This window comes from Streptomyces bungoensis, assembly GCF_001514215.1.
GTDB lineage: Bacteria > Actinomycetota > Actinomycetes > Streptomycetales > Streptomycetaceae > Streptomyces > Streptomyces bungoensis.
Window position 1 is genome coordinate 186111 of the sequence record NZ_KQ948854.1, and the last position, 12646, is coordinate 198756.

General features: G+C 74.6%; 13 protein-coding genes and 1 riboswitch. Of the genes, 6 read left to right on the top strand and 7 right to left on the bottom strand.

Features of this window, described 5'->3' with window-relative positions:
* Positions 1–249 precede the first annotated feature (249 nt).
* On the top strand, positions 250–1758 hold the full coding sequence (locus AQJ66_RS11035) for a phytoene desaturase family protein (RefSeq protein WP_061919711.1): 1509 nt from the start codon (positions 250–252) through the stop codon (positions 1756–1758).
* Between the two features lie 20 nt (positions 1759–1778).
* Here AQJ66_RS11035 and AQJ66_RS11040 read toward each other — a convergent pair whose 3' ends face one another.
* The 6 genes from AQJ66_RS11040 to AQJ66_RS11065 form a co-directional block, all read right to left on the bottom strand.
* Entirely contained in the window at positions 1779–2696 is a 918-nt protein-coding gene (locus AQJ66_RS11040; RefSeq protein ID WP_061919713.1) for an SCO2102 family sporulation regulator, read from the bottom strand.
* A 56-nt stretch (positions 2697–2752) separates the two neighbouring features.
* Entirely contained in the window at positions 2753–3676 is a 924-nt protein-coding gene (metF, locus tag AQJ66_RS11045) for a methylenetetrahydrofolate reductase [NAD(P)H] (protein WP_061919715.1), read from the bottom strand.
* A gap of 131 nt (positions 3677–3807) precedes the next feature.
* Positions 3808–4467: a thiamine phosphate synthase gene (gene thiE, locus AQJ66_RS11050; protein WP_061919718.1), complete on the bottom strand. Its 660-nt coding sequence runs from the start codon at positions 4465–4467 to the stop codon at positions 3808–3810.
* Positions 4468–4588: 121 nt separating this feature from the next.
* Positions 4589–4954: an Rv2175c family DNA-binding protein gene (locus AQJ66_RS11055; protein ID WP_061919720.1), complete on the bottom strand. Its 366-nt coding sequence runs from the start codon at positions 4952–4954 to the stop codon at positions 4589–4591.
* A 65-nt stretch (positions 4955–5019) separates the two neighbouring features.
* Positions 5020–6264, bottom strand: a complete 1245-nt coding sequence (locus tag AQJ66_RS11060; protein ID WP_208611342.1) for an NAD(P)/FAD-dependent oxidoreductase — start codon at positions 6262–6264, stop codon at positions 5020–5022.
* A 40-nt stretch (positions 6265–6304) separates the two neighbouring features.
* Positions 6305–6658, bottom strand: coding sequence for an avidin-fold protein (locus AQJ66_RS11065; RefSeq protein WP_061919724.1), 354 nt, complete (start codon positions 6656–6658; stop codon positions 6305–6307).
* Positions 6659–6711: 53 nt separating this feature from the next.
* A riboswitch (TPP riboswitch) is annotated at positions 6712–6823 on the top strand.
* Here AQJ66_RS11065 and thiO point away from each other — a divergent pair.
* From thiO to AQJ66_RS11090, 5 genes are all read left to right on the top strand, one after another.
* Positions 6821–7981 carry a glycine oxidase ThiO gene (gene thiO / locus AQJ66_RS11070; RefSeq protein WP_061919726.1) on the top strand — a complete coding sequence of 387 codons (1161 nt, stop codon included), beginning with the start codon at positions 6821–6823 and terminating at the stop codon, positions 7979–7981. (Overlaps the previous riboswitch by 3 nt.)
* Before the next feature lie 2 nt (positions 7982–7983).
* Positions 7984–8184 (top strand): sulfur carrier protein ThiS, encoded by a 201-nt coding sequence (gene thiS / locus AQJ66_RS11075; RefSeq protein ID WP_061920194.1) that lies wholly within the window; start codon positions 7984–7986, stop codon positions 8182–8184.
* Positions 8185–8187: 3 nt separating this feature from the next.
* Complete coding sequence (locus AQJ66_RS11080; RefSeq protein ID WP_061919728.1) at positions 8188–8982, top strand: thiazole synthase; 795 nt, start codon at positions 8188–8190, stop codon at positions 8980–8982.
* Between the two features lie 88 nt (positions 8983–9070).
* A complete protein-coding gene (gene pknB, locus AQJ66_RS11085) occupies positions 9071–11005 on the top strand; it encodes a Stk1 family PASTA domain-containing Ser/Thr kinase (RefSeq protein WP_061919730.1) in 1935 nt (644 codons plus the stop codon).
* 58 nt (positions 11006–11063) lie between these two features.
* Positions 11064–11954 (top strand): deoxyribonuclease IV, encoded by an 891-nt coding sequence (locus AQJ66_RS11090; protein ID WP_061919732.1) that lies wholly within the window; start codon positions 11064–11066, stop codon positions 11952–11954.
* 15 nt (positions 11955–11969) lie between these two features.
* On the opposite strand, the gene AQJ66_RS11095 is transcribed toward AQJ66_RS11090, so the two are convergent.
* Positions 11970–12602 (bottom strand): sulfite oxidase-like oxidoreductase, encoded by a 633-nt coding sequence (locus AQJ66_RS11095; RefSeq protein ID WP_061919734.1) that lies wholly within the window; start codon positions 12600–12602, stop codon positions 11970–11972.
* Positions 12603–12646: the final 44 nt, after the last annotated feature.

Below are 12646 nucleotides of genomic sequence, written 5' to 3' on the forward strand. Positions count from 1 at the left end.
CCGCCCCGGGCCCCCGTGCCTCGCTTCCGCCGACGGATCGGCGGAAGGAGCGGCCGGGGCGCGGGCGCCGTTCCGCCGCCCCGTGTCGGCGGTGCCGGGCCGCGCCCCCCCTGGCCGTGCCTCCACTCTCCCGTCCCCGCGGACCTCGTCCCATCCGCGCGCGTACTCATCTCGGCGTCTGAGTACGCGTACTCAGCCCCGCGCTTCCCGCCGCCCGGACCGTCGCCGGCGGTCGATAGAGTCGCGGTCATGGCACGGATTGCGGTGATCGGCGCCGGGATGGGCGCGATGGCGGCCGCCGCCCGGCTGGCCGTCGCGGGCCACCGGGTGGTGGTGTACGAGCGGGGCGGGACGTACGGCGGCGCGGTGGGCCGCTTCGAGCGGGACGGCTTCGCCTTCGACACCGGACCCGGCCTGCTGACGCTGCCCGCGGTCTACCGCGACCTGTTCGTCAAGACCGGCAAGGAGCCCCTGGAGGACGTGGTCGACCTGGTCCAGGTCGACCCGGCGGCGCGGCACGTCTTCGCGGACGGCACGCGGGTGTCCCTGCCGAACGCCTCGCGCGCGGGTGTCGTCTCGGCCCTGGACGAGGCCCTCGGGGCGGGGGCCGGGCAGCGCTGGGGCGACTTCCTGGTCCGGGCCCGCGAGGCCTGGGACCGCACCCGCCGGCCGCTGCTGGAGGAGCCCCTGTGGCCCGACTGGCAGGTGCTGGCCGAGCGGGAGCCGTATCCGGCGGTCCCGCACAAGCGGCTGCTGCGCACCCGGCGGGCGGGCACGCTGGCCGAGATCGGGGCGTGGGAGCTGCGTGATCCGCGGCTGGCGGAACTGCTCGCGGACCACGCGCTCGCGTACGGCGTCGATCCCGGCTCGGCCCCGGCCGCCGCGGCCGTGCTGCCGTACATGGAGCACGCCTTCGGCACCTGGTACGTGCGCGGCGGCATCCGGGAGCTGGCACGCGCGGTGTACGAGCGGTGCGTGCGCAGGAAGGTGGAGTTCGTCTTCGGCGCCGAGGTCACCGGGGTCGTGGAGAAGGACGGCCGGGCGGCGGGCGTGGAACTGGCCGGCGGTGCCGTGGCCGAGGCGGAGTTCGTGGTGGGCACGGGTCCGTGGCGGCTGGCCGGCCTGGTCGCGGGCCGGGAGCTGTACGGCGCGCGGGACGTGGCGCCGCAGGCCGAGGACCGGTTCCCCGGCCGGGTGGTGGTGTGCCTGGCGCTGCGGGGCGCGCGGGAGCCCGGCGCGGTGCACCGCACGGTGGTGCACTCCCCGGACGCGGAGGGCGACCTGGACCTGTTCCGGCAGGGGGTGGCGCCGGAACGGCCGACGGTCCGCGTCGACCGGCCGGACGACCCGGCGCTGCGCCCCGACGCGGACCACGAGTCGGTGGTGCTGACGGCGACCGTGCCGTCCGCGGCCGCGTACGACTGGGCGGCGCCGGGGGCGGCCGACGCCTTCGCGGACACGATGGTCGCCGCCGCCGAGCGCGCGGTGCCGGGTCTGCGGGAACGGACGCTGTGGCGGGAGGTCCGCACCCCCCTGCACACCGAGCGGGAGACGGGGGCCGGGGGCGGGGCCGTGCCGCCGCCCGCCCTGGCCGCGCCCGCGGGGATCCTGCACCCCTCCAACAGCACGGCGCTTGCGGGCCTGTTCAGCGCCGGCGGCTGGTCGCACCCCGGCGGCGGGCTGGCGCACGCGGGCATGTCGGGCGCGCTGGTGGCCGGGCTGATCGTGGAGGGCCCGGGCTTCCGGGGCTCGCAGTGAGCTGACCCGGGCCCCGCGGCTCAGAACCGGTACTGCTCGTCGTAACCGGCCCCGGGCTGCTGCCCGCCCTGCTGGTACGGGTACGGCTGCTCCTGCGGGAGTTCGCCGCCGTAGGTGTCGTCGGTGCGCTGCTGCGGGACCCACAGGCCGCCGGGCGGGGTCTCGCCGTAGCCGCCGGTGGCGTAGCCGTCCTGGGCGTAGCCCTGCTGGCCGTACTGCTGGTCGTAGCCCGCCGGGTACGCCGCGCCGCCGTAGGACTGGGTGCCGATGTACGGGTCGGAGTAGTTGGCGTAGCTCTGCTGGCCGCCGCTGTCGTAGCCGTAGCCCTGCTGGCCGTAGCCCGAGTAGTCGTAGGCGTAGGCCTGTTCGGCGCCCTGGGGCTGGGCGGCGGTCGCGTAGCCGCCGGTGTCGCCGTAGACGCCGTAGGAGCCGGTGTCCTCGTCCAGGGGCTGGGGCTCGTAGACGGCGGTGGACTCGGCGGCGGTCGGGTCGGCGGGGCGGGCCGGGGTGAAGACGTCGTCGCGGTCGGGGTCGTCGTCGTAGCCGAAGCCCTCGCCGCCGGGGCCCGCGTCGGGCCGGCCGGTGCCGGGGGCGGCCTCGAGGTCGGAGACCTCCAGCGCCGGTTCCTGGCGTCCCGCCCGGCCGCGGCGGCGCTTGCTGCCGCCCGTCTCGGCCTCGGCCTCGGGGCGCTTGACCGCCCAGCCGGCCGCGAAGCCGCGGCGGAAGGACAGCGTGACGTAGGTCTGGCCGAGCGCGAAGGCGATCGCGCCCGCACCGATCACCGGCACGGACGGCACCAGCACACCGACCACCACGCCGAGGAAGCCGGCGAAGGCGAGCAGCCGCCAGCGCAGTCGTGCCTTGTACTGCAGCAGCACCTCGCCGAGCAACCACAGTGCGACGACACCGAACGCGATGTAGAGGACCGTCCAGCCCATGTACGCCCCTCTCCCAGTGGCCGCTACGCAGTGTGTCGTATCGCGGTGCGGCCGGTCTAGGCCTGCGGGGGGTGGTGCAGGCCCAGGTTCTCGTAGATTTCCAGGGTCGCCGTGGAGTTGTTGAGCGTGATGAAGTGCAGTCCGGGCACTCCCTCGGCCAGCAGCCGTGCGCAGAACTCCGTGGCGAACTCGATACCGATGGAGCGTACCGCCGCCGGATCGTCCTTCGCTGTGAGGATCCGCTCTTTCAGGGCGTCCGGGAACAGGGCGGTGCTCAGCTTGGGCACCCGCTCCAGCATCTTCACGCTGGTCACCGGCAGGACCTCGGGGATGACCGGGGTCTCGCAGCCCGCGGCCGCCACCCGGTCGCGCAGCCGCAGATAAGACTCCGGCTGGAAGAACATCTGTGTGATGGCGTAGTCGGCGCCCGCACGGCACTTGTCGACGAAGTGCCGCACGTCGGTGTCCCAGTCGCTGGAGCGGGGATGCATCTCCGGGAACGCGGCGACGCCGACGCAGAAGTCGCCCGACTCCTTGATGAGCCGCACGAGTTCGGCCGCGTACGCCAGGCCCCGGGGATGCGGGACCCACTCGCCCATCGGGTCGCCGGGCGGGTCGCCGCGCACGGCGAGCATGTTGCGGATCCCGGCGTCCGCGTACTGGCCGATGATGTTGCGCAGTTCGGCGACGGAATGGTCGACGGCGGTGAGGTGGGCGACCGGGGTCAGGGTCGTGTCGACGACGATCTGCTGGGTCTCCCGGACGGTGGTCGTGCGCGTGGAACCGCCCGCGCCGTAGGTGACGGACACGAAGTCGGGCGCGACGGCCTCGACCCGCCGGAGCGCGTTCCACAGGTTCCGCTCACCCTGCGGGGTCTTCGGCGCGTAGAACTCGAACGAGTACGTCGTCTTGCCGGTGGCCAGGATGTCGCGCACGGTGCGAGCGCGGTCCGTCCTGGTGGATGCGGTTCCGAGGGCCATACTCGCAGGTTAGCCAGGGGTGGGCGGCCCCCCAACCGGACAGCGGTAAATTGCCCGAATTGCCGGTTCCTTGTCCACCCCTTGGACATAAACCTGGACAGCGCCCGTCGCGCTCCCTGTCCGGGCAGCGGCTACCGGGCCTCCCGCAGCCGCTTGGCGAGGTCCGCCGCGGCGGCTCCCGGGTCGTCCGCCTCGGTGATCGCGCGGACCACGACCACTCCGCGGGCGCCTGCGTCCAGCACCTGGTCCAGGTTGGCCAGGTCGATGCCGCCGATGGCGAACCAGGGGCGGTCGGTGCCGAGGCCCGCGGTGTACCGGACCAGGTCGAGGCCGGGGGCGGGCCGGCCGGGCTTGGTCGGGGTGGGCCAGCAGGGGCCGGTGCAGAAGTAGTCCACGCCGTCCTGGACGGCGGCCGCCGCGGCCTCGGCCTCGGCGTGCGTGGAGCGGCCTATCAGGACGTCGTCACCGAGGATCGCGCGGGCCGCGGGCACCGGGAGGTCTCCTTGGCCCAGATGGAGCACGTCGGCGCGGGCGGCGTGGGCGACGTCGGCCCGGTCGTTGACCGCGAGCAGCTTGCCGTGGCGGGCGCAGGCGTCGGCGAACACCTCGAGGAGCGCCAGCTCCTCGGCGGCCTCCAGGCCCTTGTCGCGCAGCTGGACGATGTCGACACCGCCGGCGAGGACCGCGTCCAGGAACTCGGCGAGGTCCCCCTGCCGCCCGCGGGCGTCCGTGCAGAGGTAGAGGCGGGCGTCGGCGAGCCTGCCGCGGGCGGTGCCGGCGGTGTCGGACATGCGTGGGTCCCCCCGTGGTCGGTGTCCCTGGGCGTGCGGGTGGCGCACCCGATCGCGTGTGCGCCGCGCGTGCGCCACCCCTGGTCCGGGCGGCGCGTGCGCCGCCCGTGGTGCGGATCCGTCAGACGGCGAGCGCCTGGGCGCGGCGCTTCACCTCCGTGCCGCGATTCTCGCTCAGGGCCTGCGCGGGGGTGCCGGGCAGGGTCGGGTCGGGGGTGAAGAGCCACTCGATCATCTCTTCGACCGTGAAGCCGTCGTCCCTCAGCAGCGTCAGGGTCCCGCTGAGGCCCTTGACCACCTTGTCCCCGTCGATGAAGGCGGCGGGGACGTGCAGCGCCCGGTTCTCCCCACGGCGTACGGCGATGAGCTGGCCCTCCTTGACCAGCTGCCGCACCCGTGTCACCTCGACACCGAACTGTTCGGCGATGTCGGGCAGGGTGAGCCAGGCAGGGACGAGAGCATCGATCTTTGCGTCAATCTCGGTCACGGAACAAAGCCTGCCATCCCCCACCGACAGTCGGAAGCCAGGCCGGTCCACCTGGGCGGACGCGCCTAGTCGGCGGTGGCGTCCTTCAGGGGCCGGGACGGGTCGGTCAGGGCCGCGGGATCCATGCGGCGGGCCGCCTCGATCAGGCGCCGTCCCTGGGCCAGGTCGCGCGGCCGGCCCACGGCCAGCAGGGCCACCAGCCGGTCCTCGCGCAGCCAGCAGACCGTCCACGCGGGGCCCGCCGGGTCGCCGCGCCACACCAGCCGGTCCGCACCCGTGTGGTGGCCGGCGTACTGCACGAACCGGCCGAACTGCTCGGACCAGAAGTACGGCACCGGGTCGTAGACCACCGGTGTCTCGCCCATGATGTTCGCGGCGACCACGCGCGGGCCCTGCAGCGCGTTGTCCCAGTGGTGGACCATCAGCCGCTCGCCGTAGCGGGCGGAAGGGAAGGAGGCGCAGTCGCCGACGGCGTACACGCCGGGCAGCGAGGTGCGCAGGTGGGCGTCGGCGACGACCTCGCCGTGCGGGCCCAGCTCGATGCCGGAGCCGGCCAGCCAGGCGGTCGCGGGCCGGGCGCCGATGCCCACGACGACGGCGCCCGCGGGCAGCCGCGTGCCGTCGGCGAGCACCACCGCGCCGGGCTCGACCCGCTCCACGCGCGCGTGGGTGCGCAGCTCGGCGCCCGCGTCGGCGTACCAGCCGGCCATCGGCTCGGCGACCTCGGCCGGCAGCGCTCCCGCGAGCGGCCTCCCGGCGGCCTCGACGACGGTCACGGCGCAGCCCGCCTCGCGGGCGGCCGTGGCGAACTCGGCGCCGATCCACCCGGCGCCGACGACGACGATGTCGTGCTGCCGGGCGAGGACGGGCCGCAGCCGCTCGGCGTCGTCGACGGTGCGCAGCAGGTGCACGCCGGGCACGCCCTCGGCGCCCGGCAGCCGGACGGGTTCGGCGCCGGTGGCGACGACCAGGACGTCGTAGGGCACCGGCCCGGCCTCGGTGTCCAGCACCTGCTCGGCCGGGCGCACGCCCAGCGCCTCGCAACCGAGCCGGAGTTCGACGCCGAGCGACTCGAAGTCGACGTCGAAGGCGGAGTCCTCGGCCTTGCCGAGCAGCACGGCCTTGGACAGCGGCGGCCGGTCGTACGGCTGGTGGGGTTCGGCGCCGATGAGGGTCACGGTGCCGGTGAAGCCCTGCTCCCTGAGGGCGACCGCGGTCTGCACCCCGGCCATGCCCGCACCGGCGACGACCACGCGCCGCCCCGGTGACGTGCCCTCTGACGTGCCCTGCCGTCCTGTCTGCTCGCTCACCCGATCACCATAGTCAACCGGCGGCCCGGCTGACAGGGCGTCAGTCCGCGGCCGTTCCGGCGACCTGTTCCACGACGCTGGTCCCGGCGCCGTCCCGCGACTCCCATTCCCAGGTCTCCTCCAGCCGCACCCGTCCGTCCGGCAGTTCCACGACCGTCGAGACGCAGTGCCCCGACGAGGTGGTGCCGTCGCGCCCCAGCTGCACGTACCGGAAGTCGAGCCGGTCGCCCTCGCGGGTGCCCACCAGACGGCCGCGCACGACGTCGCCGCCCGCGTAGTCGGCCCAGATCTCGCCGTTCCGCTCGTGGTAGGCGAACCGGGTGCGGGTACCGACCTGGCCCGGCGCCTGGTCCGCCACGGGGGCCAGGAACAGTCCGTCGAGCGATCGCGCCATCGAGAAGGGCTCCCTTACGAGTACGGTGCACCGGCAGCTAGGGTGGCCACCGTACAAGCACTCGCGGGAGCCCGGACGCACCGGGCTGAGAGGGAGGCTGGCGGCCTCCGACCGTACGAACCTGATCCGGGTCATGCCGGCGAAGGGAGGGGCTGGACGCCCATGTCGTCACGTACGTCCGACGTCCTCGTCATCGGGGGCGGCATCATCGGCCTGGTCACCGCCTGGCGTGCCGGGCAGCGCGGGCTGGCCACGGCCGTGGTGGACCCCGAGCCCGGCGGCGGGGCCGCGCGGGTCGCCGCCGGCATGCTGGCCGCGGTCACCGAACTGCACTACGGCGAGGAGACGCTGCTCGCCCTGAACCTGGAATCGGCCCGCCGCTACCCGGACTTCGTTTCCGAGCTGACCGAGCTGACCGGCCACGACCTCGGCTACCGCCGCTGCGGCACCCTCGCCGTCGCGCTCGACGCCGACGACCGGGCCTCCCTGCGCGAACTGCACGCCCTGCAGCAGCGTTCGGGCCTGGAGTCGGAGTGGCTGTCGGGCCGGGACTGCCGGCGCCTGGAGCCGATGCTCGCGCCCGGGGTGCGCGGGGGGCTGCGGGTGGACGGCGACCACCAGATCGACCCGCGGCGGCTGGCGGCGGCCCTGGTGGCCGCGTGCGAGCGGGCCGGGGTGGTCTTCCACCGGGCGTGGGCCGAGCGGCTGGACGTCGTCCGGGACCGGGCGGCGGGCGTGACGACGGCGGACGGCACGGCACTGACCGCCGGGCAGGTGGTGCTCGCGGCCGGGAGCCTGAGCGGGCGCCTGGCCGGCGTCCCCGAGGCCGTGCTGCCGCCGGTGCGGCCGGTGAAGGGGCAGGTGCTGCGGCTGACCGTGCCCCGGCGCTGTGCGCCGTTCCTGAGCCGCACCGTGCGGGCCGTGGTGCGCGGCAGCCACGTCTACCTGGTGCCCCGGGAGAACGGCGAGCTGGTCGTCGGCGCCACCAGCGAGGAGCTGGGCTGGGACACGACGGTGACCGCGGGCGGCGTGTACGAGCTGCTGCGCGACGCCCACGAACTGGTCCCGGGCATCACCGAGCTGCCGCTCACCGAGACCCGGGCCGGGCTGCGCCCCGGCTCCCCGGACAACGCGCCGCTGCTCGGCCCGTCCGGTCTCGACGGGCTGCTGCTGGCCACCGGGCACTACCGCAACGGCGTGCTGCTCACGCCGGTCACCGGGGACGTGATGGCCGAGGTGCTGGCCGGCGGCGCGCTGCCGGCCGAAGCCCGTCCGTTCGCGCCGCGGCGCTTCGGCGCCGCCCTCGTGGAGCAGCCGGCATGAGCATCGTCGTCTCCGTCAACGGGGAGCGCCGCGAGATCACCCCCGGCACCGCCCTGGACGCGCTGGTGCGCACCCTCACCGCGTCACCCTCCGGGGTGGCCGCCGCCGTCAACGAGACCGTCGTCCCGCGCGGGCAGTGGGCGGCCACCGCGCTCGCGCAGGGCGACCGCGTCGAAGTCCTCACCGCCGTGCAGGGAGGCTGACCCATGGCCGACGATCCCCTGGTGATCGGCGGTGTGACCGTCGGCTCTCGGCTGATCATGGGCACGGGCGGCGCGCGCAGCCTGGAGGTGCTGGAGCGGGCGCTGGTCGCCTCCGGCACCGCGCTGACGACGGTCGCGATGCGGCGGGTGGACCCGTCGGTGCACGGCTCGGTGCTGTCGGTGCTGGAGAGGCTGGGCATCCGGGTGCTGCCGAACACGGCGGGCTGCTTCACCGCCGGGGAGGCGGTGCTGACCGCGCGGCTGGCCCGGGAGGCGCTGGGCACCGACCTCGTCAAGCTGGAGGTCATCGCCGACGAGCGGACGCTGCTGCCGGACCCGGTGGAGCTGCTGGACGCGGCGGAGACGCTGGTCGACGACGGGTTCACGGTGCTGCCGTACACGAACGACGACCCGGTGCTCGCACGGAAGCTCGAGGACGTGGGCTGTGCGGCGGTGATGCCGCTGGGCTCGCCGATAGGGTCGGGGCTCGGGATCCGCAACCCGCACAACTTCCAGCTGATCGTGGAGCACGCGCGCGTGCCGGTGATCCTGGACGCGGGGGCCGGGACGGCGTCGGACGCGGCGCTGGCGATGGAGCTGGGCTGCGCGGGTGTGATGCTCGCCTCGGCGGTGACCCGCGCGCAGGAGCCGGAGCTGATGGCCACCGCCATGCGGCACGCGGTCCGGGCCGGCCGGCTGGCCCGGCTGGCCGGGCGCATCCCGCGCAGGCACTTCGCGGAGGCGTCCTCCCCCACCGGGGGCCTGGCGCGCCTGGACCCCGAGCGCCCCGCGTTCTGATCGCGGGCCCGTCACAGCTGTGCTGCAGTCCGTCACCTGAACGGCGCAGCGTGGGGCGCTGTCGGCGGGCCCTCGTAGACTCCCTTGCGTGGATACGACCCTTCAGGACCCCCTCGTCGGGCAGGTGCTCGACGGCCGGTACCGCGTCGACGCGCGAATCGCGGCCGGTGGGATGGCCACGGTCTACCGGGGCCTGGACACCCGCCTGGACCGGGTTCTCGCGCTCAAGGTGATGCACCCGACGCTGGCGGCCGACGGGTCGTTCGTCGAGCGGTTCATCCGGGAGGCCAAGTCGGTCGCCCGGCTGGCCCACCCGAACGTGGTGCAGGTCTTCGACCAGGGCACCGACGGGTCGTACGTGTACCTGGCGATGGAGTACGTCGCCGGGTGCACCCTGCGGGACGTGCTGCGCGAGCGGGGGGCACTGCAGCCCCGGGCGGCCCTCGACATCCTGGAGCCGGTGCTCGCCGCGCTCGGCGCCGCGCACCGGGCCGGGTTCGTGCACCGGGACATGAAGCCGGAGAACGTCCTCATAGGGGACGACGGCCGGGTCAAGGTGGCCGACTTCGGGCTGGTGCGGTCCGTGGACACGGTGACCAGCACGACGGGTGCCGTGCTCGGCACGGTGTCGTACCTCGCGCCGGAGCAGATCGAGCGGGGCACCGCCGACCCGCGCGTCGACGTGTACGCGTGCGGGGTGGTCCTGTACGAGATGCTGACCGGCGCCAAGCCGCACTCCGGGGACTCCCCGGCGCAGGTCCTCTACCAGCACCTCCACGCGGACGTCCCGCCGCCCTCGGCACTGGTCCCGGGGCTGCCGTACGAGCTGGACGAGCTGGTCGCCGCGGCCACCGCGCGCACCCCGGACGCCCGTCCGCAGGACGCGGCGGCGCTGCTCGGCCAGGTGCTGCGGGCGCGGGCCGGGCTCGGGCCCGAGCAGCTGGACGCCCTGCCGCCGCAGGCGCTGTCCGCGCAGCACGACATCGCCGAGGACCGCACGAGCGTGATCCCGCGCTCGCTGACCGTGCCCCGGCCGCTGCCGGTGAACGAGGAGGACGGTGCTCCGGCGGCGGACGTCCAGTACACCAGCCGGCTGGAGTCGCCTCCGGTCGCCGAACGGCGGCGCCGCCCGGGGCGGCCCCGGCGCGGGCTGCTCACCCTCGTCGCCGCCGTCCTGGTGGTCCTGGGCGTGGGCGCCGGGGTCTGGTACATCAACTCCGGTCAGTTCACGCAGGTCCCGCAGCTGCTGACCAAGACCCAGCCGCAGGCGAAGGCCCGGCTCGAGGCGGCCGGGCTCCACGTCAAGCGGGTCCGGCTCGAGTACAGCGACACGGTGCCGCGCGGCACGGTGATCGACACCGACCCCAAGCCCGGGGCCCGGATCCGGGACAACGACGCGGTGACGCTCGTGATCTCCCGGGGTCCCGAGGTCGTGAAGGTGCCGGATTTGCAGGGCGTCCCGCTGGGCAAGGCGCGCGAGCGGCTGAAGGCGGCCGGGCTGGAGCCGGGCATGGTCAACCGGGACTTCAGCGACGGCGTCGACCGGGGCGCGGTGATCGCCACCACCCCCGGGGCGGGCACCGAGCGGCACGCCGGCTCGGCGATCGCGCTGACGGTCAGCAAGGGCAGCCCCGTCGACGTCCCGGACGTCACCGGGGAGGACCTGGACAGCGCCCGGCAGGACCTGCGGGACGCCGGCCTGAAGGTGGCCGTCTCCCCGCAGCAGGTCAACTCCGACTACGACAAGGGGCAGGTGGCCCGGCAGACCCCGGCGGGCGCCGCCCGGGCGGCCCAGGGCGACACGGTGACGCTGACGCTGTCGAAGGGCCCGGAGATGGTGAAGGTGCCGGACGTGACCGGCGACAGCGTCGACGACGCGCAGAAGGCGCTGGAGGACGCGGGCTTCCAGGTGGAGAAGGACCGGGGGCTGCTCGGGCTCTTCGGCGACACGGTGAAGGACCAGTCGGTGAAGGGCGGCGACCGGGCGCCGAAGGGGTCGACGATCACGATCACCATCCGGTGACCGCCGTCACCGCCGGACCGCGGTCCGGCGGGCCGGGGCGGCATGACACCCTGAACGGGTGACACCCGAAGCGCCCGCTCCCGCCTCCGCCCGCCTCCGCAACCCCGTCGGCAGCCACGTCCCCGTGGCCGGGGGCCTGCACACGGTGGGGCTGTCGTACGCGCGTGACCTGCGGGCGGAGTCCGTGCAGGTGTTCGTGGCCAACCCGCGCGGGTGGGCCACGCCGGCCGGGAACCCGCGGCAGGACGAGGCGTTCCGCCAGGCCTGCGCCGAGGAATCGGTCCCTGCGTACGTGCACGCCCCGTACCTGATCAACTTCGGCTCGCACACCGAGGCGACGGTGGAGCGGTCGGTGGAGTCGCTGCGGCACTCGCTGCGGCGCGGCCGGGAGATCGGCGCGCTGGGCGTGGTGGTGCACACGGGCAGCGCGACCGGCGGGCGGGCGCGGGAGGCGGCGCTCGGGCAGGTGCGGGAGCACCTGCTGCCGCTGCTGGACGAGCTGACCCACGACGACGACCCGTTCCTGCTGCTGGAGTCGACGGCCGGGCAGGGCGCCTCGCTGTGCTCGCGCACCTGGGACTTCGCCCCGTACTTCGAGGCGCTGGACGCCCATCCGAGGCTGGGCGTCTGCCTGGACACCTGTCACGTCTTCGCCGCCGGGCACGACCTGACCGGCCCGCACGGCATGCACCAGACCCTGGACCTGCTGGTGGAGACGGTGGGCGAGGGCCGGCTGAAGCTGATCCACGCCAACGACTCCAAGGACGTGGCCGGCGCGCACAAGGACCGCCACGAGAACATCGGCGCCGGCCACATCGGCGAGGACCCCTTCCGCGCCCTGATGACCCACCCGGCGACCGTGGGCGTCCCGCTGATCATCGAGACGCCGGGCGGCAAGGAGGGGCACGCGGCGGACGTGGAGCGGCTGAAGAAGCTCAGGGACGGCTGAGGCGCCGCCGGGCCGTCACAGTTCCGGGCCGTCCCCCGGCTCCTCCTGGTAGGAGTAGCGCTGTTCCTTCCACGGGTCGCCGATGTTGTGGTAGCCGCGCTCCTCCCAGAAGCCGCGGCGGTCGGCGGTCATGTACTCCACGCCCCGGACCCACTTCGGGCCCTTCCAGGCGTAGAGGTGGGGGACGATCAGCCGGACCGGGAAGCCGTGCTCGGCGGTGAGCAGTTCGCCGTCCTTGTGGGTGGCGAAGATCGTGCGCTCGGAGGAGAAGTCCGCGAGGCGCAGGTTGGCGCTGAAGCCGTACTCGGCCCAGACCATCACATGGGTGACGTCCGGCGCGGGCGGGGCCTGCTCCAGGATCACCCGGGCGGGGATGCCGCCCCACTCGGCGCCGAGCATGCTGAACCGCGTCACGCAGTGCAGGTCGGCCACCACGGTGGTGTACGGCAGGGCCGTGAACTCCTCGTGGTTCCAGGTGCGCTTGTCGCCGTCGGCGGTGGTGCCGAAGACCCGGAACTCCCAGCGCTCGGGGCGGAACTTCGGCACGGGCCCGTAGTGCGTGACCGGCCAGCCACGCTGCAGTCGCTGCCCCGGCGGAAGCTCGGACCCTGCCGCCGCCCCAGACGCGCGCTCCACCGGATGACCCATGCGTCCATCCTGACAGACCTCGGGCAGTGCCCCTGACCGCCCTG